Genomic DNA, 20,046 nt, shown 5'->3' with positions numbered 1-20,046 from the left:
ACTGCCTTGTTGATGGCGCGCGGACGGATTTCTCCCGTCCGCGCGCCTTTTTTTGTGTAAAGGAGTATCCCCATGGGCTTTCGCCTGCCTTCGCTCGGTCTTGCCATGCTGCCGCTTGCAGCCGCCTGTTCGACGATGCCGACGGCGGTCAGCCCCCCTCCCCCCGCGCCCGTCGCGGGTCAGGCGGCATTCGTCGAGGATCTCTCGCGCCGCACCTTCGATTATTTCTGGGAGACGACCAGCGTAGACACCTGCCTCGCGCCGGACCGCTGGCCGTCCAATCCCTTTTCCAGCATCGCCGCGACGGGCTATGCGCTGACCGCTTATGGCATCGGCGCCGAGCGTGGGTATGTGACTCGCGACGCCGCCGCCGAGCGCACGCGCAAATGCATGGAATTCTACTGGAATGCGCCGCAGGGTCCCGCAGTCAGCGGCACTGCCGGGCATAAGGGCTTTTTCTACCACTTCCTGAAGAACGGCGACGGCACGCGCTATCGCAATACCGAACTGTCGACGGTCGACACCACCCTGCTGCTGGGCGGCGTGCTGTTCGCGCAAAGCTATTTCGACCGCGACACGCCTACCGAAACGGCGATCCGCGACCTTGCGGAGAAGATCTACGCCCGCGTCGACTGGACCTTCGTCCAGCGTGAGCGCAGCACGATCCCGTCGGCGAACAGCACGGGCGGCAAGGCGATCGCGATGGGATGGTACCCCGAGCGCGGCAAGGGTGGCGATTTCGGGACGCATGACTGGGTCGGCTATGACGAGGGGATGCTGGTTTATATCCTCGCGCTCGGCTCCCCCACCCATCCGGTGGGCAAGGATGCGTGGGACACCGGCTGGTCGGCCAAGCTCGGCAAGAGCTGGGGCACTTACTATGGGCAGGAGCATCTGCAGTTCGAGCCGCTGTTCGGCCACCAGTATAGCCATGTCTGGGTCGATTTCCGCGGCATCCAGGACGCGTTCATGGCCGGCAAGGGCATCGATTATTTCGAGAATAGCCGCCGCGCGACGCTCGCCCAGCGCGCTTATGGCGCCGACAATCCGGGAAAATGGACCGGCTATTCGGGCGACATCTGGGGCTGGACGGCGTCGGACGGTCCGGGATCGGGCGGCAATGGCCGGGTCGTCAATGGCACGGCGCGCGAGTTTCAGGGCTATGCCGCGCGTGGCGTGAGCAGCGGGCGCGTGGTGGATGATGGCACGGTGGTGCCGACTGCTGCGGGCGGATCGGTCGCGTTCGCGCCGGAGATCGCCCTGCCCGCGCTGATGGCGATGCGCGCCAAATATGGCGACAAGCTGTACCAGCGTTACGGCTTCAAGGACGCGTTCAACCCGAGCTACACCTTCACCGATGTCGGCAGCCGCGACGGCGTGGTCGATGCGAAGGACGGCTGGTTCGCGCGCGATTACCTCGGCATCGATCAGGGGCCGATCCTGGCGATGCTGGAAAACCACCGCAGCGGGTTGGTGTGGAAGACGATGCGCAAGAACCCGCATATCCGCCGCGGGCTGGAGCGTGCCGGGTTCAAGGGCGGGTGGCTGGAAAAGGCGGGGGAGGCGGACGCCTTCCGCTCCCCTCCCTGAAAGGGAGGGGCCAGGGGTGGGTTTAGCGGCAAGCGAGGCTCGATGCCTCGATTGCCGCTTTTTTGTCGGGCGATCGGTCGGAGTCTTCGGGCGCGCAGACGCGCGCACCCACCCCCAACCCCTCCCTTTCAGGGAGGGGAGAAGGGTTATTCCTCGCCCATCCGCAGCGCAGCGATGAAGGCTTCCTGCGGGATGCTGACCGAGCCGTACTCGCGCATCTTCGCCTTACCCTTTTTCTGCTTGTCCAGCAGCTTGCGCTTGCGGGTGGCGTCGCCGCCATAGCATTTGGCGGTCACGTCCTTGCGCATCGCGCTGATCGTTTCGCGCGCAATCACCTTGCCGCCGATCGCCGCCTGGATCGGGATCTTGAACAGATGGCGCGGGATCAGTTCCTTGAGCCGCTCGACCATGCCGCGCCCGCGCACTTCGGCGGTGGCGCGGTGGACGATCATGCTGAGCGCATCGACCGGCTCTTCATTGACGAGGATGCCCATCTTGACGAGGTCGCCCTCGCGATAGCCGATCTGTTCATAATCGAAGCTGGCATAGCCCTTCGACAGCGACTTCAGGCGATCGTAGAAATCGAACACCACTTCGTTGAGCGGTAGTTCATAGGTCGCCTGTGCGCGGCCACCGACATAGGTCAGGTTCTTCTGGATGCCGCGCCGGTCCTGACACAGTTTCAGGATCGAGCCGAGATACTCGTCGGGAACGTAGATCACCGCCTGAATCCACGGTTCGGCGATGCTTTCGATCTTGTTCGGATCGGGCATGTCGGCGGGGTTGTGCAGCTCGATATGCCCGCCGCCATGGGTCAGCTCGATCTGGTACACCACCGACGGCGCGGTGGTGATCAGGTCGAGATCGTACTCGCGCATCAGCCGCTCCTGGATGATCTCCAGATGCAGCAGGCCGAGGAACCCGCAGCGGAAGCCGAAGCCGAGCGCAGCGGAGGTTTCCATCTCGAAGCTGAACGATGCGTCGTTGAGGCGAAGCTTGCTGATGCTCTCACGCAGCTTTTCAAAGTCGTTGGCGTCGACCGGGAACAGGCCGCAGAACACCACCGGCTGGACTTCCTTGAACCCCGGCAGCGCTTCGGCCGCAGGGCGCTTGGCGTCGGTCAGCGTGTCGCCGACGCGCGCCTGTGCCACTTCCTTGATCTGCGCGGTGATGAAGCCGATTTCGCCGGGGCCAAGGTCGGGCAGTTGCTCGATCTTGGGGCGGAAGGCGCCGACGCGATCGACCAGGTGGGTCGTGCCGGCGGCCATGAACTTGATCTGCTGGCCCTTTTTGATCGTGCCGTCGATCACGCGGATCAGGATGACGACGCCGAGATAGGGGTCGTACCAGCTGTCGACCAGCATCGCCTTGAGCGGCGCGTTGGCATCGCCCTTCGGCGCCGGGATGCGCTCGACGACGGCGTTCAGGATCTCGTCGATGCCGATGCCCGACTTGGCCGAGGCGAGCACCGCGCCCGAGGCGTCGATGCCGATCACTTCCTCGATCTCGTTGCGGACCTTTTCCGGCTCGGCGCTGGGCAGGTCGATCTTGTTGATCACCGGCACGATCTCATGGTCATGCTCGATCGACTGATAGACGTTGGCGAGCGTCTGCGCCTCGACCCCCTGCGCCGCGTCCACCACCAGCAGCGCGCCCTCGCACGCGGCGAGGCTGCGGCTCACCTCATAGGCGAAGTCGACATGGCCCGGCGTGTCCATCAGATTGAGGACATAATCGAGCCCATCCGGCCCTTTCCAGTCGAGGCGCACGGTCTGCGCCTTGATCGTGATGCCGCGTTCCTTCTCGATGTCCATGTTGTCGAGCACCTGTTCGGACATCTCACGCGCGGTGAGGCCGCCGGTGCGCTGGATCAGGCGATCGGCCAGAGTCGACTTGCCATGATCGATATGCGCGATGATCGAAAAGTTACGGATGCGGGAAAGGTCGGTTGCCATAGACCGCGCGCGTTAGCAGGGGTGCGGCACTTGCGGAAGATACCCCGTGGGACCAGTGTGCGGCAATGCGCCTGACCCTAATCGCCCTCGCCGCCCTTCTCCCCGCCCCCGCGCTTGCCGTGCAGGAGCCGCCAACGATCCATGTCGTCCGCCATTTCGACACGCCCAAGGGCGAGAAGGACCCCGATCTGCTGCCGCAAGGCGTCGCCCGCGCCGAGGCGCTGGCGCGGTGGTTTCGCGGCAAGCGGCTGTGTGCGATTCTGGTGACGCAGTATAAGCGCACGCGCCAGACCGCCGCGCCGACTGCCGCCGGGCGCAGTATCGCGATCCAGAGCTATGACGCAGCCGACATCGCCGGCGCGGTCGCGCGGGCGAAGGCGGCGGCGTGCCCGGTGCTGATCGTCGGCCACAGCAACACCGTTCCTGACATTGTCGAGAAGCTTGGCGGCTCGCGCCCCGGCGACCTTGCTCATGAGGATTTCGGGGATGTGTGGACGGTTGCCGAGGGCAAGACCGGGCACACCACCATCGCACCCTGAATCGCGCGATCATTCCGGGTAGCGGGCGGCGCTTTTCCCGATGCGCCATCATGCCGGATGCGATATGATCGGCGCGGGGGCCGGGGCCTTCCGTGTCAGAAGATGTCAGTTGAAGGCGGGCGTGCCGCGGGGCAGCGTCGCCACGGCTTTGGGGCAGAATGCTCCACCAAGGGAGGGAATATCCATGCGTCTCGTCCGCAATCTGATCGCCGCCACTGCGCTTGCCTCAATGGCGGCCGGGCCGATCGCCGCTTCCGCGCAGACCGCGACCAGTGCGTCCGGCAAGACCTATAAGGACGGCACGACCAAGGGCGCGTCGTCCGGCCGCCGCGATCAGGAGCGCGGCCAGCGCGAGATCCCGCGCTGCACCAAGAATCTCGGTACGATCGCAATCGTCGAGCCCGACAAGCAATGGTGGCGCGAACTGAACCTTGGCAGCCCCGAGGCGGTGATCAAGGTGTTCGTCCAGCAATCGGGCTGCTTCACCATCGTCAATCGCGGCCGCGCGATGCAGAGCCGCGCGATGGAGCGCGCGCTGCAGGAGCAGGGTGAGATGCAGGGCGGCCAGAATATCGGCAAGGGCCAGGTCCGCACCGCCGATTATTTCCTTCAGCCCGACATCGTGTCGTCGAACAAGGATTCGGGCGGCAGCGCGGTCGGTGGCGCGATCGGTGGACTGCTGGGCCGTCGCGGCGGCATTCTGGGTGGCGTCGGCGCGCTCGCGGGCGGCCTGAAGGTCAGCAAGAAGGAAGCCAGCGTCACCCTGTCGATGGTCGATGCGCGCACCACCGAGGAAAAGGCGCTGACCGAAGGCTATGCGCGCAAGACCGATGTCGGCTTCGCCGCGGGCGGCGGTGCCGGCTGGTGGGGCGGGTTCGCTGCGGCTGGCGGCGGCGGCTATCAGAACACCGAAATCGGCCAGGTGATCGTCCTCGCCTATCTCGATGCCTATACCAAGCTGGTCTATGAGCTCGGCGGCCTGCCCGACGATGCTGCGGCGGCGGCTCCGCCCGCGCGGCGCTGATCGTCCGCCAAATCGTTGAAATCACGGGCCGGAATTACCCATTCCGGCCCTTTTTTCATCCCCCCAGTTCCGAAGGATCACTTAACGTCGCATCAACCACGTCTTTACGCGGTTCGGTATAGACCTGTGGGGCAAAGCGACTCCCCAGGGATGCCGGATGGGCCGGCAACGTTGCTTCGCGGGGGACCATGAAACCTGAAACGGCACGGACAGCAGGATTAAGCGGCGCCTCTGGCACGCTGGTCGCGCTCGTCGCCGCTGATGGCAGCGCGACGCACCCCTATCTGACGCGTTTGTCGAGCGGGATTGCCCCGTTGCGCGACCTGGGCGACCTGGTCCATCAGATTTGCCTGCTGCACGCGCGCCACCCCGATCTGTTTGAACAGGCAGCAGCGCATTCGCGCCAGCCGGCCGCAGCCGAATGGCTCGCCCAGTCGGCGCAGGGCTTCGCCGCCGAGCGTGCCTATCTCGTCCGGCTGGTCGCCGCCGCCGGGCCGCTGCCGAGCACGCCCGGCCAGGCCGCCTCGGAAGCGGCCGTCACCGCGCAGCGCCACGCGCTCGACATGCTCGCCCAGTCCGACCGCAATGGCTGTGCCGATGGCACTGCCATCGCGCTCGCACTCGACTGGCCTGCGATACGCGCGGTCCTCGATATCCTCGCCGGGCGCGTCGGGGTCGACCCGATCGAAAACCAGCTGCCCCCCGCCTTTGAAACCGCGACGGTGATCGATGTGCTGGCCGGATCGATGTCGGTCGAGCGCGCGATGGCGTTCGGCGCGCAGCAGATGCTGGCGCAGCATCGCGGCCTGATCGACCTGCTCGAGGCGCGCGCCTCGGCACGCGGGAAATACTAACCCGCTTGCGCGCGACGGCCTTCCCCGGCTAGTCCATACCCGATCTTCCAATTTCAGCGGGGACGGGAATGCGCTTCGAAGGCACGCAGGATTATGTCGCAACCGACGATCTGAAGGTCGCGGTCAACGCCGCGGTCACGCTGCGCCGCCCGCTGCTGGTCAAGGGCGAGCCGGGCACGGGCAAGACCGTCCTTGCCTATGAAATCGCCAAGGCAGTCGGCGCGCCGCTGATCGAATGGAACGTCAAATCGACGACCAAGGCGCATCAGGGCCTGTATGAATATGACGCGGTCGCGCGGCTGCGTGACGGCCAGCTTGGCGATCCGCGCGTCCATGAGATCGGCAATTATATCCGCAAGGGCAAATTGTGGGACGCGTTCACGTCGCCCCAACTCCCCGTGCTGCTGATCGACGAGATCGACAAGGCCGATATCGAATTCCCCAACGACCTGCTCCACGAGCTCGATCGCATGGAATTCCATGTCTACGAGACCGGCGAAACCGTGCGCGCCGTCGAGCGCCCGATCGTCGTGATCACGTCGAACAACGAAAAGGAACTGCCCGACGCGTTCCTGCGCCGCTGCTTCTTCCACTACATCAAATTCCCCGATCGCGGGACGATGCAAGCGATCATCGACGTCCATTTCCCCGGCATCCAGAAGATCCTCGTGAGCAAGGCGATGGATATCTTTTACGACATCCGCGAGGTGCCGGGCCTCAAGAAAAAGCCGAGCACCAGCGAGCTGCTCGACTGGCTCAAGCTGCTGCTGCACGAGGACATGCCGCTGGATGTCCTGCAATCGCGCGACCCGACCAAGGCGATCCCTCCGCTGCACGGCGCGCTGCTCAAGAATGAGCAGGATGTGATGCTGTTCGAACGGCTGGCATTCATGGCGCGGCGGCAGCAGGGGAAGTAGGCGCCGGGGGTTGGCAGCGGCACGACTATTCATATATATTCGTAATGAATAGCGGAGGCCGTCATGGCAAATACCAGTCTTAGCCTAGGCGAGCATTGGGAGAAGTTCATTCGCAGCGAGGTCGGCAGCGGACGCTACGGTTCGGCTAGCGAAGTGGTGCGCGACGGGTTGCGGGCTTTGGAGGAACGCAAGGCACATCTGGAGGCGTTGCGCGCGCACCTTTCTGAAGGTGCCGCCGAGGCGCGGAACGGCGAGTTCGTCAAAGACTATTCCGCCGATCATGTTATCGCCGCGCTGGACCGCGAGGGGTGACGTCGTTGCGCGTCACCCCGCGCGCATTTGAAGACCTCAAGACGATCGGACGCTACACGCTGCGCCAATGGGGACGTCAGCAGCGCGATGCCTATGTGCGCGGGCTGGACGCGCGCTTCGCGTGGTTGGCGGAGCACCCCATGCTCGGGCGAGCGCGAGACGAAATCGCGCCGGGCTATCGCAGCTTTCGCCACGAGGCGCATGTCATCTTCTACCAGATTCGCGCGGACGGGATCGACATCATCGGCGTCCCACATCAGGCGATGGACATGGCCGCCCGCCTCGGCACCGACCCGGATTAGCGCCCCTACTCCGCCACCCGCACCACCAGCTTGCCGATCGCGCCCCGATCCGCGAGCTTGGCGATTGCCTTGCCGCCATCCTCGAATGCGAACACCTCGCTGACGTGCGGGTTGATCTTGCCCGCTTCCCACAGGCGGAACAGGTGGTCGACATGCGCGGCGTTCGCCTGTGGGTCGCGCGCCGCAAAGGCGCCCCAGAACACGCCGCAGACGTCGCAGCTTTTAAGCAGGGTCAGGTTGAGCGCCAGCTTGGGGATGCCCGCCGGGAAGCCGACGACGAGGTAGCGGCCCTCCCATGCGATCGAGCGGAGCGCGGGTTCGGCATAGTCGCCACCGACGGGGTCATAGATGACGTTCGCGCCGTTCGGCCCGACCGCCGCCTTGAACTGTTCCGCCAGCGCCTTGGACGCGTCCTTGTCGAACGGGGCGCGGCCATAGACGACTGTTTCGTCTGCTCCGGCGGCTTTGGCTGCCGCGGCCTTTTCGTCGCTCGACACCGCCGCGACGACGCGCGCCCCGAATGCCTTCCCGAGTTCAATCGCCGACAGGCCGATGCCGCCCGCCGCGCCCAGGATCAGCAGCGTGTCGCCCGCCTTCAAATGCCCGCGGTCAAGCAGCGCATGGATGCTGGTGCCATAGGTCATCAGCAGCGCCGCGCCCTGTTCGAAGCTTTTGCTGTCGGGCAGCGGGTAGAGGCGGCGGCGTTCGACCACGACCTTTTCGGCGAGGCCGTTCCAGCCGGTCGATCCGAGCACGCGGTCGCCGGGCTTGAGGTCGGTGGCGCCCTCACCCACCGACTCTACAACGCCGGCAATTTCGCCGCCCGGCGCGAACGGACGCGGGGGTTTGAACTGGTACTTGTCCTCGATGATGATCACATCGGGGAAGTTGATCGCACAGGCCTTGACCGCGACCACCACCTCACCGGGTTTCGCTACCGGATCCGGCAGCTCACCCATGGTTAGAGTTTCAGGTCCGCCCACTTCCTTCGACAACAAGGCCCGCATCACCGCTCTCCCTCTTAAGCCACGGCCGCGCGTCGGCGACCATCGACTCATATTTCGAAATTGCGGTATCTCTTGCCAGTGTCAGCCCGACCTCGTCCAGCCCCTGCATCAGGCAATCGCGGCGGAACGGGTCCATCTCGAAGCTGAAGCGGTCCTGAAACGGGGTGGTGACGGTCATCGTCTCAAGGTCGATTGTGACGGAATCGGTCTTTGCGACCTCGATCAGCCGGTCGATCGCGTCCTGCGGCAACACCACCGCGACGATGCCGTTCTTGAACGCGTTGCCCGAGAAGATGTCGGAATAGCTCGGCGCGATCACGGCGGTGATGCCCATGTCCTTCAGCGCCCAGGCGGCATGCTCGCGGCTCGACCCGCACCCAAAATTGTCGCCCGCGATCAGGATCGGGGACCCGGCATAGGCGGGGTCGTCGAAAATGTTCCCCGGCTGCGCGCGCACGGTTTCGAACGCACCCTTGCCAAGGCCCTCACGGCTGATCGTCTTGAGCCAGTGCGCGGGGATGATGATGTCGGTGTCGATATTCTTGGCGCCCCACGGATAGGCGCGCCCTTCGACCTTGCGGACGGGGTCCATGTTCAGCTCCAGCTCTGCAATTGGCGCACGACAATACCGGCCGCGCCGTTGCGCCGCCCGATGTCTCGCCCGCCTAACGTGAATCCGCTCGGCGCGCTCAGCGCACCGGGGCGGTTACCTGCGCGCTTGCCCGCGCCTCGCCGACCGTGAAACTGGTGGTCGAATAGACCGCCGCCGCGCCGCTGAGGATCGTGCCCGCGATCAATGCCACCAATACGCGCTTCACCGGTCATTCCCCCGCCTGGGCCCCCATCAGGTCCCGCACGTCCGTCAGTCGCCCGGTTACCGCCGCCGCCGCCGCCATTGCCGGCGAAACGAGATGCGTCCGGGCGCCCGGACCCTGTCGCCCTACGAAATTTCTGTTGGAAGTGGAAGCACATCGTTCGCCCGGCGGCACTTTGTCGGGGTTCATTGCGAGACACATCGAACAGCCCGGCTCGCGCCATTCAAAGCCCGCGGCGGTGAAGATGCGGTCGAGCCCCTCGGCCTCGGCCTGACGCTTGACCAGGCCAGAGCCGGGGACGATCAGCGCCTGACGCACGCCGACGGCAACCCTGCGCCCGTTGACCACCGCAGCGGCGGCGCGCAGATCCTCGATCCGGCTGTTCGTGCAGCTGCCGATAAAGATATTCTCGACCGCAATGTCCTGCATCCGCGTGCCGGGGGTGAGACCCATATAATCGAGCGACTTTTGTGCCGCGACCCGCTTCGACGGATCGGCGAAGCTTTCGGGATCGGGGACGATCCCGGTGATCGGCACCACATCCTCGGGGCTGGTGCCCCAGGTGAGCGAGGGAGCGATATCGCTGCCCTGCAACGTGACCACGCGATCATAGACCGCGCCCGGATCGCTCGGCAGGCTGCGCCACCATGCAAGCGCCTTGTCCCATTGGTCGCCCTGCGGCGCCATCGGGCGGCCCTTGAGGTACGCGTAGGTCGTCTCATCGGGCGCGATCAGGCCGGAGCGCGCGCCGCCCTCGATCGACATGTTGCTGACCGTCAGCCGCCCCTCGACCGACAAAGCGCGGATCACGTCGCCGGTATATTCGACGACATAGCCGGTGCCGCCCGCCGCGCCGGTCTTGCCGATGATCGCGAGGATCACGTCCTTGGCGCTGACGCCATAGCCCAGCGTGCCGTCGACGCGGATTTCCATCGTCTTCGACTGGCTGAGCAGCAGCGTCTGGGTCGCCAGCACATGCTCGACCTCGCTGGTCCCAATGCCAAAGGCGAGCGCGCCGAGCGCGCCATGCGCCGAGGTATGGCTGTCGCCGCACACCAGGGTCGTGCCCGGCAGGGTAAAGCCCTGTTCCGGCCCGACCACATGGACGATGCCCTGTTCCGGCGACGTCGCGCCGAAATAGTCGATGCCGAATTCGGCGACATTGCGTTCGAGCGCGGCGAGCTGCTGCGCGCTTTCGTGATCGGCGATCGGCAGCCGGTTGCCCGCCGCATCGACCCGCGCGGTGGTCGGCAAATTATGGTCCGGCACCGCGAGGGTCAGGTCGGGGCGGCGCACACGCCGGCCGGCGGCGCGAAGCCCCTCGAACGCCTGCGGGCTGGTCACCTCATGGACGAGGTGGCGGTCGATATAGATGAGGCAGGTGCCGTCCTCGCGCCGTTCGACGACGTGCGCGGCCCAGATCTTCTCGTAAAGCGTGCGTGGTTTGCTGGCCATGATGCGGCCCCCTTACGCCTTTGTTGCGCAGGGGCAAGCGCAGGCGACATTTTCTAAGGCAAAGCGGCGCTTCAGTGCCCGACGACGCCGAGCGATGCGAACGGCTTGTCATGCTCGCCATAGCGTTCAACCAGCGACGCGCTCGCTTCGTTCAGGCCGATCACCTCGACCGCCTTGCCCTCGCCGCGCAGCCGCAGGACGATCTTGTCGAGCACGCCGGTCGCCGAAATGTCCCAGAAATGCGCGTCGGTGAGGTCGATCGTCACCGCCTCGACTGCCTCTTCGCGGAACTCGATTGTTTCCATGATCCGGTCGGTCGAAGCGAAGAAGATTTGCCCGCCGATCGTGTAGCTGCGCGTGCGCCCATCAGGGCTCAGCGCGGTCTCGATCGTCACCAGCTGGCGCACCTTGCCCGCGAAGAAGATGCCCGACAGCAGCACGCCCGCGAGCACGCCCATCGACAGGTCGTGCGTCCACACGACGATGATGACGGTCGCCAGCATCACCACGCTCGACTGCCACGGATGGACGCGCAGGTCGGCAAAGGACTGCAAGCGGAAGGTACTGACCGACACGAACACCATCACCGCGACCAGCGCCGGCATCGGGATCTGCGCGACCCACGGGCCGAGCACGACGATCAGGATCAGCAGCAGGATGCCCGCAGCAAAGGTCGACAGGCGGCGGCGTCCGCCCGACTTCACGTTGATCACCGACTGGCCGATCATCGCACAGCCGCCCATGCCGCCGATCATGCCGGTGAAGAAATTAGCGATCCCCTGCCCCAGCGTCTCGCGCTGCTTGTCCGAACGGGTTTCGGTCATGTCGTCGACGATCTGCGCGGTCAGCAAGGACTCAAGGAGGCCGACCGCCGCCATTGCCAGCGAGAAGGGCGCGATGATGCGCAGCGTTTCCCAGGTCAGCGGCACCTGTGGCCAATGGAACATCGGCAGCGCTTCGGGCAGCTTGCCCATCTCGCCCACCGTGTTGACGTCGATGCCCGTGCCGATCGCCACCGCAGCGAGCAGCACGATCGCCACCAGCGGCGACGGCACCGCGCTGGTGATGCGTGGCAGCAGGTAGATGATCGCAAGGCCCGCCGCGACCATCGCATAGGTCTCCCAGCCCACGCCGGTCAGCTGCGGCAGCTGGGCCATGAAGATCAGGATCGCGAGCGCGTTGACGAAGCCGGTGATGACCGAGCGCGAGACGAAGCGCATCAGCAGATCGAGCCGCAGCAGCGCGGCGATGCCCTGAAACACGCCCATCAGGATCGTCGCGGCGAACAGATATTCGACGCCGTGATCGCGTACCAGCGGTCCGACCAGTACCGCCACCGCCGCTGTCGCTGCCGAGATCATGCCCGGCCGCCCACCGGTGATCGCGATGATCACCGCGATCGAGAAGCTCGCATAAAGGCCGACGCTGGGGTCCACCCCGGCGATCAACGCGAACCCGATCGCCTCCGGGATCAGTGCGAGCGCGACGACCAGGCCCGACACGATCTCGCGCCCCGGATTGGTCAGCCAGTCGCGGCGGACATTCGATGCGAAGGACATATGGACATCGGCCATGGCACGGCCTCCTCGGTCAGCTGGTCGGAACGTGCTGCAATGCAGCGATGCGTCGGCCCCTAGTCCTGCCGCTCCGGCTGATCAACCTGTGCGGCACCCATGCCGCGCCACAGCCCCGCCGCCGTGAACCCGCCGAACAGCGCGCCCTCCGCGACGCTCGTCACGATCCGGCTGCGCAGGCCGAAGCCGATTTCGCCGAGCAATGCGCCGATCCGGCTGAGGTCCAGCCGTGCGCCCTCCATCGTATGGGTCAGCACGTCGATGCTTCCGGCCAGCAGCCGCCCGCCGAGCAGCGCGATGATAAGGCCCGCCGCTGCACCAAGGGCTATCCCGGCGAGCCCGGCATGGCGCTTGGTGCTCCCCGCCCGGCGTGTCGTGATCCAGAACGCCAGTCCGACTGCGGTGCCCAGCGCCAGCCCTTCCGGCGCGCCGGTAATCCCTTCGGGTGCCCGGCCGAGCAGCAAGGCGAAGGCGTCGATCCCGAGCAGCTTGGCTACTGCGCCCACGATCAGTCCGGCGAGCGCTCCACTGATGATCACCAGCGGTGAGCGGGCACCGTTGCGATGCACCGCCGCTGCCACGCCGAACGCGACCGCTCCGCCGCCGATCGCGGCGACGGCAATGGTGATGCACGCGAGCACCAGTACGAACGACAGCGCACCGCTCTGCGCCGGGACCGCCAGTGTCGCGCCCAGCACGCCATAGGTCAGCCCGCCGACCACGCCCGCCGCGACCGCGCCGGCCGTCCCGCTCGCGCCCACGCGCCAGATTGGCGACTGCACGAGCGCCGCGTCGAGCACCGCTGGCGTCGGCGGAAGCGGCGGCGCGGCCCCCTCCCCTTCGATCACGCCGACAAAACGGTATCCGAACTTGGGCACCGTCGCGATGAAGCGCGGATCGCCCGCCTCGTCGCCCAGTGTGCGGCGCAGCGTGCGGATGCACTGGGTCAGCGCCTCGTCGGTCACCGGGATGCCGCGCCACACCGCGTCCATGAACCGGTCCTTGGTCACCAGCTGCCCGCGTTCGCGCACCAACAGGATCAGCGCGTCGAGATAGCGCGCGTTGAGCGGCAGTTCCGCCCCGTCCCGACGCAGCTGGCGCTCGCCCGCGTCGAGCTCAAAGCCGCTGAAACGATAGATGGTCGATTCCATGTCGATTTCAGCGAAGCCTCAGATCCTGCTCATGCCGCTCACCCCCGCTGCGCGGCATGGATCGACCGCAGCAGTCATGGAGGCAAGCAAATGGTCGAACAAGCAAAGAGTGGCAGTGGGTGGCGCAATCCGTGGCGGTTGATCGGATGGGGCGGCATCGCCGCGCTGATGCTGACCCCGGCGGTGGCGATGCAGTTCACCGATGAGGTCAACTGGACGGTCGGAGACTTTCTGTTCGCGGCGCTGATGTTTGGCAGCGTCGGGCTCGCGGTCGAGCTGACGGTACGCGCTAATCCCGCCTGGACCTATCGCGCTGGGGTGGGCATCGCGCTGGCGGCGTCGTTCCTGACGATCTGGATCAATCTTGCCGTGGGGATCGTCGGTAATGAGGACAATCCGGTCAACGCGCTGTTCTTTCTGGTGCCGTTCGTCGCGGTTGCCGCTGCGCTGCTCAGCGGCTTCCGGCCCCGCGGCATGGTGCGCGCGGCCGTGCTCGCGGTCGCGGCACAGGTCGGGGTGATGCTGTATATCTGGCTGACCGGCCAGGGGTTCCCGATCGGGGTCACCCTGTTTTTCGGCGCGCTATGGTGCGTTGCCGCCGGGCTGTTCCGACAAGCGGTGCGGGAGGGGTAGGTGCGCGCATCTCAATCCTCCCCCGCAAGGGGAGGTGGCAGCGCAGCTGACGGAGGGGGAGGAAGGGTGTCGGCAAGAGGCAACAGGACACAGCCGCCCTCCCCCTCCGTCGCCTTCGGCGCCACCTCCCCCTGGCGGGGGAGGATTGTCTTAGCGCATCACGCCGCCGTCAGCGCAACCTCATACGCCGCCGTGGTCTTCGCCGCGACCTCATCCTCGGTCACGCCGGGGGCCAGTTCGATCAGGCGGAAGGGCGAGTCATGGTCGGGGCGCTGGAACACCGCCAGGTCGGTGATGATCATATCGACTACGCCCTTGCCGGTCAGCGGCAGCGAGCATTCGGGGATGAATTTCGGGCTGCCGTCCTTGGCATTATGCTCCATCACCACGATGATCTTCTTGACCCCGGCGACGAGGTCCATCGCGCCGCCCATGCCCTTGATCATCTTGCCCGGGATCATCCAGTTGGCGATGTCGCCGGTCTGGCTGATCTCCATCGCGCCGAGTACGGTCAGGTCGATGTGCCCGCCGCGGATCATCGCAAAGCTGTCCGCGCTGCTGAAATAGACCGACTGGGGCAGTTCGCTGATCGTCTGCTTGCCGGCGTTGATCAGGTCGGGGTCTTCCTCGCCTTCAAACGGGAACGGGCCGATGCCGAGCATGCCGTTTTCCGACTGCAGCGTCACCTCGACCCCCTCGGGGATGTGGTTCGCGACCAGGGTCGGGATGCCGATGCCGAGATTGACGTAGAAACCGTCCTGCAGTTCCTTCGCGGCGCGCGCGGCCATTTCGTCGCGGGTCCAGGGCATCACTTCACTCCTTGGGCAATTCGGTTGTCGGGGTCGCGGTGCTGCGCACCGGATTGGGCAGCAGGAACCAGCCTGCGCCCCAGAGCGGAGCGACCATCGTCTCGGTCGCGGCGGCGGGGCGGCGCGCGGCGTCCCCGGCATCGAAGGTGTCGCTGAAATCGCCCAGCGCATCGCCGACGATCGCGACGACGCAGTAGCTCGCGGCGACGGTGCGGCGGACCTGATCGCCGGAGATCGGCGGCTCCCCGCCGCGCAGGATCAGCGTCTTGCCGGGGACGAACTCGCCAAAGCCGAGCTTCCCGAGCATCGCCGCCGCCGCATTGTTTCCGGACGGCCGTCGCGCACTGGTGAAAATCGCCTGCACGCCTTCGCGGCGCAGCGCGTCGATCCCCTCGACCGCGCCCGGCACGGCGCTCACAGCATCGCTGCCATCGCCGATCCAGCGGCGGAAGCGCGCATCGGGATCGCTCCCGACCGCGCTTTCATCAAGGTCGAACAGGATCGCAAACGGCTTTGCGTCGCACGGCACATAGCGCGGCGCGTCGAGGGTCGCGCCCTCGGCCAGCACCACCGATCGCACCGCCTCACCCGCCTTGCGCGCCGCAACCTGCCGTTCGACATAGGCCCAGAGCGACTGATAGGCTTGCAGCGACGCCGCCGCCGATTCCGCCGATGCCGGGGCAGAGGCCGCAGCCGACGCCTGAAGCCGCAACGCCAGTGCGCGCGCCTCGGGCGTGGCTAGCGTCGCGGTGGCGTCGCCGGGCGTGGCCGCGACCGGCGCGGGCGTCACCGCGGCGACTGGCTGTGGCTCAGCGTCCGGCTCATCGCGCCCCAGCAACCGCTTCCCCGCGATCGACCCGCCCGCGACGATCGGGATCGCCGCCGCGACGCATCCGCCGCACAGCAGCCCCGCTGCGCCGAGCGTCAGCAGGGCGCGCAGCCGGCTCACGCCGCCTCGGTGTCGCTGGTCCGCTGGCGCACCGTGCGGAACTCGATCTTCTTGTCGTAGGGCGCGCCGATGATCATCCGCTTCACATAAATGCCGGGCAGATGGATCGCATCGGGGTCGAGGCTGCCGACCGGTACCACTTCCTCGACCTCGGCAACGCAGATATTGGCGGCGGTCGCCATCGGCTGGTTGAAGTTGCGCGCGGTCTTGCGGAAGATCAGGTTGCCCGCCTCGTCTGCCTTCCACCCCTTGATGATCGACAGGTCGGCGCGGATTCCGCGCTCCAGGATATACTCCTGACCATCGAAGACCTTGCTTTCCTTGCCCTCGGCGACCTTCGTGCCGACGCCGGTCTTGGTGTAGAAGCCGGGGATGCCGGCCCCGCCTGCGCGGCAGCGCTCGGCCAGCGTGCCCTGGGGGCAGAATTCCACCTCGAGCTCGCCCGCCAGATATTGCCGCTCGAACTCCTTGTTCTCGCCGACATAGGACGAGATCATCTTGCGGACCTGGCGCGTACGCAGCAGCTTGCCGAGACCCTCGCCATCGACGCCGGCATTGTTGCTTGCGATGGTCAGGCCGGTGACGCCGCTGTCGCGGATCGCGTCGATCAGCCGCTCGGGGATGCCGCACAGGCCGAACCCGCCCGCGCAAATCGTCATGCCGTCATGCAGCAGGCCTTCCAGCGCCGCCTCGGCAGTCGGGTACAGCTTCTTCATCGCCGTGAGTCTCTCCTAACCCCAATGTTCGCGGCGATAGTCGCGGGGGGTCGGCGCGGTCAAGCGAACCTGAACGCACTTTCAACTTTGCTGCGTGCCAGTGTGTTACATTAGTGCAACAGACCGCAAATTTTTCGCTACGGCTTCCGACGTATCATTGCCGTTCAGAAGCCACTCGCTACATGCGCCGCGTCTGCTCATTCGCAGTCGCAACATAATGATAAGAGGGATGTAAACATGCGTATTCTTTCGATCGCGGCACTCGCCGCCGCGACCTGTGCGACCCCCGCATTCGCGCAGGACGCCGACAGCTTCACCGGCCCCAGCATCTCGGTGTTCAGCGGCATGGAGCAGATCAACACGGATGGTCCGGACGAAAGCGGCATCATCTACGGCGTCACCGCAGGATATGATATTGACCTGGGCAAGGGCGTTGTCGGCATCGAACTCGAAGCGTCCGAAAGCAACACCGACTATTGCGAGTCCGCAGTTGTCGTGGCGTCGGATTCGCTGTGCACCTCGGCAGGGCGTGATCTCTATGCAGGCGCGCGCGCCGGCATCAAGATCGGCGGCTCGTCGCTCGCCTATGTCAAGGGTGGCTACACCAACGCCCGTGTGGATGCCGACTATGTCGGTGGTGCCGCAGCTCCGACCGTGAATTTTTCGGAGAACGAGGACCTCGATGGCTTCCGCGTCGGCGCCGGTGCTGAGCACCGCCTCGCCTCGGGCGTGACGGTCAAGGTCGAGTATCGCTATTCGAACTATGAGCAGGATGTGAGCCGCCATCAGGGCCTGATCGGCGTCGGCTTCCGCTTCTAATCCAAAGACGTGCCGGAGGGGCCGTGCGACCCAGGTCGCGCGGCCCCTTTTTCATGGGCCGGGCTGGATGATCCGGATGCGACGAAACACTGCTGCGTTGCGGCAAATACGTGGGCCGCAGCGTTGAAGAATTAACCAATGCGCGATAGCATTTGATTGGTTTCCGGGGGCGGGTTCAGATCATATGCTTGAATTTTCGGTATTCATGTACGGCCTTTTGACAGGCTTTGTCCTCATTTCCGCAGAGCAGAACCGCCGCGCGGCACGGCCCAATCCGGCGATGGTCAACGCGGTCGGCTGGGGCCTGTTCTCGATGTCATCGACGCTGGCCGTGTTGTGCGGTGCGGTGGGGATCGCCCTGCTGTTCGGCGCGCGCGTCCCCGGACTGCCTGCCCTTGCCGGATAAAAAAACGGGGCGGCCGGATGGCCACCCCGTAAGGGCTTGGGAAGGGTAGAGTGAAGTGTCCGTTACCGGACCGATCCGCGACGAACCAGGTTGACGATCGCGAGCAGCACGACCGCACCGAGGAACGAGATCAGCAGCGAGGTCACGTTGAACGCGCCGTCCGTGATCGACGCGCCGCCGATCAGCGGGGTGATCAGAAAGCCAGCGAGCAGCGCGCCGACGATCCCGACCACGATGTTGAGTAAAATGCCCTGCTGGGCATCAGTGCGCATCACGATGCTGGCCAGCCAGCCAAGCACACCGCCCACGACCAGCAATACAATAAGGTTGATCATCCGACGTCTCCCATATCCGTCTCGGCACCGCCGAGTTAAATGCACTACGGTTGAAACCGCAGGACGTTCCGCCTCCGTCGGAATTAGCTGACCGGGAGAGATGCATGCCGATCTATGCTTTTGAAGATGCCGCGCCGCAGATCGACCCCGACGCATGGGTCGCGCCAAGTGCGGAGGTGATCGGCGATGCGCGGCTGGCGGCGGGATCGAGCGTGTGGTTCGGTGCTGTAATCCGGGCCGACAATACGCCGATCATCCTCGGCGCGCGCAGCAATGTGCAGGAGGGCGCAATGCTCCACTCCGATCCCGGCGCACCGCTGACCGTGGGAGAGGATTGCACGATCGGGCATCACGCGATCCTGCATGGCTGTACCATCGGCAACCGCGTGCTGATCGGCATGGGCGCGATCATCCTCAACCGCGCAGTGATCGGCGACGATTGCCTGATCGGCGCGGGTGCGCTGGTGACCGAGGGCAAGGAGTTTCCGCCCGGCAGCCTCATCGTCGGCAGCCCCGCCCGCGCGATTCGCGAGGTCGACGCGACGACTCGCGCCGGGCTGCTGTATTCGGCGCAGAATTATGCGGAGCGGCAGCGGCGGTTTCGTGCCGGGCTGCGGCGGATCGATTAAATCCGATCGTCGTCCCGGGCTTGACCCGGGACAGGGCTTCTTCTTGGCACTCGGCCAAGGCAGCCCAGCCCCGGATCAAGTCCGGGGCGACGGGAAATTGATGGCACGTTTAGAATTTCCGGTACGCCCAGCCTTGCCGTTTACGTAAAGCATCTGGACAGGCAATTCGGTTCGTCTATGAAACGGGTATGGCCCTGCCCGCTCTCTTCGATCGCCTGCGGCTCCCCGTCATCGGGTCCCCGCTGTTCATTGTCTCCGGTCCCGAACTGGTCATCGCCCAGTGCAAGGCGGGTATCGTCGGCTCGTTCCCCGCGCTCAACGCGCGGCCGCAGAGCCAACTCGACGAATGGCTGCACCAGATCACCGAGGAACTGGCGGCGTGGAACCGCGACAATCCGGATCGCCCGGCCGCGCCCTATGCGGTCAATCAGATCGTGCATCGCTCGAACGACCGGCTTGAGGCCGATCTCGTCACCTGCGGCAAATGGCAGGTGCCGATCGTGATCACGTCATTGGGCGCGCAGGAAGCGCTCAATCAGGCGGTGCATGGCTGGGGCGGCATCGCGCTGCACGACGTCATCAACGACCGATTCGCGCACAAGGCGGTGGAAAAGGGCGCGGACGGGCTGATCCTCGTCTGCACCGGCGCGGGCGGCCATGCCGGGCAGCTCAGCCCATTCGCCTTCGTGCAGGAAACGCGCAGCTGGTTCGACGGCCCTATCGCGCTGTCGGGATCGATTGCCAACGGCAATGCGGTGCTGGCGGCGCAGGCGATGGGCGCGGACCTTGCCTATATCGGCTCCCCCTTCATCGCGACCGCCGAAGCCAATGCCGAAGCCAGCTACAAGCAGGGCATCGTCGCGGGCAGCGCGTCCGATATTGTCTATACAAATCTGTTCACCGGGGTGCACGGCAACTATCTGCGCCAGTCGATCGAGGCCGCGGGGCTCGACCCCGACAACCTCCCGGCGAGCGATCCCAGCGCGATGAACTTCGGATCGGGCGGTAACAGCAAGGCCAAGGCGTGGCGCGACATCTGGGGTTCGGGCCAGGGCATCGGCGCGGTGCGCGAGGTGCAGCCCGTGGCCGAGTTCGTCGATCGGCTGGATTCGGAGTATCGCGCGGCGAAGGCGCGGATTGCCGGGCTGTCGAACGGCGGCTGGAGCGCCTGATCTAACTAAACCTCGTCACCCCGGCCTTGTGCCGAGGCCCACCGGGCGGCAAGCGCGAAGCAAGAGGCTCAAGCGCTACGCTG

23 protein-coding genes are annotated in these 20,046 nt (G+C 65.7%); 12 read left to right on the top strand and 11 right to left on the bottom strand.

Going from position 1 to position 20,046, the window contains the following annotated elements:
• Window positions 1-72: 72 nt before the first annotated feature.
• On the top strand, window positions 73-1,590 hold the full coding sequence (locus tag K9B35_RS04510; RefSeq protein ID WP_224920622.1) for a glucoamylase family protein: 1,518 nt from the start codon (window positions 73-75) through the stop codon (window positions 1,588-1,590).
• Between the two features lie 146 nt (window positions 1,591-1,736).
• Here the strand turns inward: K9B35_RS04510 and lepA are convergent, their stop codons facing one another.
• A complete protein-coding gene (gene lepA, locus K9B35_RS04505) occupies window positions 1,737-3,545 on the bottom strand; it encodes a translation elongation factor 4 (protein ID WP_224920621.1) in 1,809 nt (602 codons plus the stop codon).
• Between the two features lie 65 nt (window positions 3,546-3,610).
• On the opposite strand from lepA, the gene K9B35_RS04500 reads away from it, so the two are divergent.
• The 6 genes from K9B35_RS04500 (at window position 3,611) to K9B35_RS04475 (ending at window position 7,493) form a co-directional block, all read left to right on the top strand.
• Window positions 3,611-4,084: a histidine phosphatase family protein gene (locus K9B35_RS04500; RefSeq protein WP_224920620.1), complete on the top strand. Its 474-nt coding sequence runs from the start codon at window positions 3,611-3,613 to the stop codon at window positions 4,082-4,084.
• Between the two features lie 184 nt (window positions 4,085-4,268).
• Window positions 4,269-5,108 carry a CsgG/HfaB family protein gene (locus K9B35_RS04495; RefSeq protein ID WP_224920619.1) on the top strand — a complete coding sequence of 280 codons (840 nt, stop codon included), beginning with the start codon at window positions 4,269-4,271 and terminating at the stop codon, window positions 5,106-5,108.
• Between the two features lie 188 nt (window positions 5,109-5,296).
• Window positions 5,297-5,962 carry a DUF6975 family protein gene (locus tag K9B35_RS04490; protein WP_224920618.1) on the top strand — a complete coding sequence of 222 codons (666 nt, stop codon included), beginning with the start codon at window positions 5,297-5,299 and terminating at the stop codon, window positions 5,960-5,962.
• A 68-nt stretch (window positions 5,963-6,030) separates the two neighbouring features.
• Window positions 6,031-6,879: an AAA family ATPase gene (locus K9B35_RS04485; protein ID WP_224920617.1), complete on the top strand. Its 849-nt coding sequence runs from the start codon at window positions 6,031-6,033 to the stop codon at window positions 6,877-6,879.
• Between the two features lie 63 nt (window positions 6,880-6,942).
• Window positions 6,943-7,191: a type II toxin-antitoxin system ParD family antitoxin gene (locus tag K9B35_RS04480; protein ID WP_224920616.1), complete on the top strand. Its 249-nt coding sequence runs from the start codon at window positions 6,943-6,945 to the stop codon at window positions 7,189-7,191.
• A complete protein-coding gene (locus K9B35_RS04475; protein ID WP_224920615.1) occupies window positions 7,188-7,493 on the top strand; it encodes a type II toxin-antitoxin system RelE/ParE family toxin in 306 nt (101 codons plus the stop codon). Before K9B35_RS04480 ends, K9B35_RS04475 begins: the two co-directional genes overlap by 4 nt.
• Window positions 7,494-7,498: 5 nt before the next feature.
• Here the strand turns inward: K9B35_RS04475 and K9B35_RS04470 are convergent, their stop codons facing one another.
• The 6 genes from K9B35_RS04470 to K9B35_RS04450 all read right to left on the bottom strand — a co-directional run bounded on the left by K9B35_RS04470 (window position 7,499) and on the right by K9B35_RS04450 (window position 13,495).
• On the bottom strand, window positions 7,499-8,500 hold the full coding sequence (locus tag K9B35_RS04470) for an NADPH:quinone oxidoreductase family protein (RefSeq protein ID WP_224920614.1): 1,002 nt from the start codon (window positions 8,498-8,500) through the stop codon (window positions 7,499-7,501).
• Window positions 8,463-9,092, bottom strand: coding sequence for a 3-isopropylmalate dehydratase small subunit (gene leuD / locus K9B35_RS04465; RefSeq protein WP_224920613.1), 630 nt, complete (start codon window positions 9,090-9,092; stop codon window positions 8,463-8,465). The genes K9B35_RS04470 and leuD overlap by 38 nt, the downstream gene beginning before the upstream one ends.
• 97 nt (window positions 9,093-9,189) lie before the next feature.
• Window positions 9,190-9,318 carry a hypothetical protein gene (locus K9B35_RS20135; protein WP_263622328.1) on the bottom strand — a complete coding sequence of 43 codons (129 nt, stop codon included), beginning with the start codon at window positions 9,316-9,318 and terminating at the stop codon, window positions 9,190-9,192.
• A gap of 3 nt (window positions 9,319-9,321) precedes the next feature.
• Window positions 9,322-10,770 carry a 3-isopropylmalate dehydratase large subunit gene (gene leuC, locus K9B35_RS04460; RefSeq protein ID WP_224920612.1) on the bottom strand — a complete coding sequence of 483 codons (1,449 nt, stop codon included), beginning with the start codon at window positions 10,768-10,770 and terminating at the stop codon, window positions 9,322-9,324.
• 71 nt (window positions 10,771-10,841) lie between these two features.
• Window positions 10,842-12,329 carry a SulP family inorganic anion transporter gene (locus tag K9B35_RS04455; RefSeq protein WP_224921097.1) on the bottom strand — a complete coding sequence of 496 codons (1,488 nt, stop codon included), beginning with the start codon at window positions 12,327-12,329 and terminating at the stop codon, window positions 10,842-10,844.
• A 74-nt stretch (window positions 12,330-12,403) separates the two neighbouring features.
• Complete coding sequence (locus tag K9B35_RS04450) at window positions 12,404-13,495, bottom strand: winged helix-turn-helix domain-containing protein (protein ID WP_224920611.1); 1,092 nt, start codon at window positions 13,493-13,495, stop codon at window positions 12,404-12,406.
• Between the two features lie 90 nt (window positions 13,496-13,585).
• On the opposite strand from K9B35_RS04450, the gene K9B35_RS04445 reads away from it, so the two are divergent.
• Window positions 13,586-14,128: a hypothetical protein gene (locus K9B35_RS04445; RefSeq protein WP_224920610.1), complete on the top strand. Its 543-nt coding sequence runs from the start codon at window positions 13,586-13,588 to the stop codon at window positions 14,126-14,128.
• 158 nt (window positions 14,129-14,286) lie between these two features.
• Here K9B35_RS04445 and K9B35_RS04440 read toward each other — a convergent pair whose 3' ends face one another.
• The 3 genes from K9B35_RS04440 to K9B35_RS04430 are packed head-to-tail and all read right to left on the bottom strand — an operon-like array spanning window position 14,287 to window position 16,602.
• A complete protein-coding gene (locus K9B35_RS04440) occupies window positions 14,287-14,937 on the bottom strand; it encodes a CoA transferase subunit B (protein WP_224920609.1) in 651 nt (216 codons plus the stop codon).
• Between the two features lie 4 nt (window positions 14,938-14,941).
• On the bottom strand, window positions 14,942-15,886 hold the full coding sequence (locus K9B35_RS04435) for an HAD family acid phosphatase (protein WP_224920608.1): 945 nt from the start codon (window positions 15,884-15,886) through the stop codon (window positions 14,942-14,944).
• Complete coding sequence (locus tag K9B35_RS04430; protein ID WP_224920607.1) at window positions 15,883-16,602, bottom strand: CoA transferase subunit A; 720 nt, start codon at window positions 16,600-16,602, stop codon at window positions 15,883-15,885. The genes K9B35_RS04435 and K9B35_RS04430 overlap by 4 nt, the downstream gene beginning before the upstream one ends.
• 237 nt (window positions 16,603-16,839) lie before the next feature.
• Here K9B35_RS04430 and K9B35_RS04425 point away from each other — a divergent pair, with 237 nt between their 5' ends.
• Window positions 16,840-17,421: an outer membrane protein gene (locus K9B35_RS04425; RefSeq protein WP_224920606.1), complete on the top strand. Its 582-nt coding sequence runs from the start codon at window positions 16,840-16,842 to the stop codon at window positions 17,419-17,421.
• A 205-nt stretch (window positions 17,422-17,626) separates the two neighbouring features.
• Entirely contained in the window at window positions 17,627-17,827 is a 201-nt protein-coding gene (locus tag K9B35_RS04420; protein WP_224920605.1) for a hypothetical protein, read from the top strand.
• A gap of 62 nt (window positions 17,828-17,889) precedes the next feature.
• Here the strand turns inward: K9B35_RS04420 and K9B35_RS04415 are convergent, their stop codons facing one another.
• The gene (locus K9B35_RS04415) at window positions 17,890-18,162 is read right to left on the bottom strand and encodes a GlsB/YeaQ/YmgE family stress response membrane protein (protein ID WP_263622325.1); all 273 of its coding nucleotides are present in this window, start codon (window positions 18,160-18,162) and stop codon (window positions 17,890-17,892) included.
• A 104-nt stretch (window positions 18,163-18,266) separates the two neighbouring features.
• Here K9B35_RS04415 and K9B35_RS04410 point away from each other — a divergent pair, with 104 nt between their 5' ends.
• Together K9B35_RS04410 and K9B35_RS04405 are read left to right on the top strand one after the other, a co-directional pair.
• A complete protein-coding gene (locus K9B35_RS04410; RefSeq protein WP_224920604.1) occupies window positions 18,267-18,791 on the top strand; it encodes a gamma carbonic anhydrase family protein in 525 nt (174 codons plus the stop codon).
• 188 nt (window positions 18,792-18,979) lie between these two features.
• Window positions 18,980-19,963 carry an NAD(P)H-dependent flavin oxidoreductase gene (locus K9B35_RS04405; RefSeq protein ID WP_224920603.1) on the top strand — a complete coding sequence of 328 codons (984 nt, stop codon included), beginning with the start codon at window positions 18,980-18,982 and terminating at the stop codon, window positions 19,961-19,963.
• The last annotated feature ends 83 nt before the right edge of the window (window positions 19,964-20,046 follow it).

The organism is Sphingomonas sp. R647 (genome assembly GCF_020177055.1).
Taxonomy (GTDB): Bacteria; Pseudomonadota; Alphaproteobacteria; order Sphingomonadales; family Sphingomonadaceae; genus Sphingomonas.
Note: the sequence above shows the minus strand (reverse complement) of the source record. Positions and strands in the feature narration are given on the sequence as shown.

What these genes read in the sequence shown, in the direction of transcription:
- leuC (WP_224920612.1), bottom strand. Translation starts at nt 10,770, where the DNA reads ATGGCCAGCAAACCACGCACGCTTTACGAGAAGATCTGGGCCGCGCAC.
- K9B35_RS04445 (WP_224920610.1), top strand. Translation starts at nt 13,586, where the DNA reads ATGGTCGAACAAGCAAAGAGTGGCAGTGGGTGGCGCAATCCGTGGCGG.
- K9B35_RS04405 (WP_224920603.1), top strand. Translation starts at nt 18,980, where the DNA reads ATGGCCCTGCCCGCTCTCTTCGATCGCCTGCGGCTCCCCGTCATCGGG.
- lepA (WP_224920621.1), bottom strand. Translation starts at nt 3,545, where the DNA reads ATGGCAACCGACCTTTCCCGCATCCGTAACTTTTCGATCATCGCGCAT.
- K9B35_RS04500 (WP_224920620.1), top strand. Translation starts at nt 3,611, where the DNA reads ATGCGCCTGACCCTAATCGCCCTCGCCGCCCTTCTCCCCGCCCCCGCG.
- K9B35_RS04495 (WP_224920619.1), top strand. Translation starts at nt 4,269, where the DNA reads ATGCGTCTCGTCCGCAATCTGATCGCCGCCACTGCGCTTGCCTCAATG.
- K9B35_RS04415 (WP_263622325.1), bottom strand. Translation starts at nt 18,162, where the DNA reads ATGATCAACCTTATTGTATTGCTGGTCGTGGGCGGTGTGCTTGGCTGG.
- K9B35_RS04480 (WP_224920616.1), top strand. Translation starts at nt 6,943, where the DNA reads ATGGCAAATACCAGTCTTAGCCTAGGCGAGCATTGGGAGAAGTTCATT.
- K9B35_RS04450 (WP_224920611.1), bottom strand. Translation starts at nt 13,495, where the DNA reads ATGGAATCGACCATCTATCGTTTCAGCGGCTTTGAGCTCGACGCGGGC.
- K9B35_RS04455 (WP_224921097.1), bottom strand. Translation starts at nt 12,329, where the DNA reads ATGTCCTTCGCATCGAATGTCCGCCGCGACTGGCTGACCAATCCGGGG.
- K9B35_RS04420 (WP_224920605.1), top strand. Translation starts at nt 17,627, where the DNA reads ATGTACGGCCTTTTGACAGGCTTTGTCCTCATTTCCGCAGAGCAGAAC.
- K9B35_RS04410 (WP_224920604.1), top strand. Translation starts at nt 18,267, where the DNA reads ATGCCGATCTATGCTTTTGAAGATGCCGCGCCGCAGATCGACCCCGAC.
- K9B35_RS04425 (WP_224920606.1), top strand. Translation starts at nt 16,840, where the DNA reads ATGCGTATTCTTTCGATCGCGGCACTCGCCGCCGCGACCTGTGCGACC.
- K9B35_RS04510 (WP_224920622.1), top strand. Translation starts at nt 73, where the DNA reads ATGGGCTTTCGCCTGCCTTCGCTCGGTCTTGCCATGCTGCCGCTTGCA.
- leuD (WP_224920613.1), bottom strand. Translation starts at nt 9,092, where the DNA reads ATGGACCCCGTCCGCAAGGTCGAAGGGCGCGCCTATCCGTGGGGCGCC.
- K9B35_RS04470 (WP_224920614.1), bottom strand. Translation starts at nt 8,500, where the DNA reads ATGCGGGCCTTGTTGTCGAAGGAAGTGGGCGGACCTGAAACTCTAACC.
- K9B35_RS04490 (WP_224920618.1), top strand. Translation starts at nt 5,297, where the DNA reads ATGAAACCTGAAACGGCACGGACAGCAGGATTAAGCGGCGCCTCTGGC.
- K9B35_RS04440 (WP_224920609.1), bottom strand. Translation starts at nt 14,937, where the DNA reads ATGCCCTGGACCCGCGACGAAATGGCCGCGCGCGCCGCGAAGGAACTG.
- K9B35_RS04430 (WP_224920607.1), bottom strand. Translation starts at nt 16,602, where the DNA reads ATGAAGAAGCTGTACCCGACTGCCGAGGCGGCGCTGGAAGGCCTGCTG.
- K9B35_RS04485 (WP_224920617.1), top strand. Translation starts at nt 6,031, where the DNA reads ATGCGCTTCGAAGGCACGCAGGATTATGTCGCAACCGACGATCTGAAG.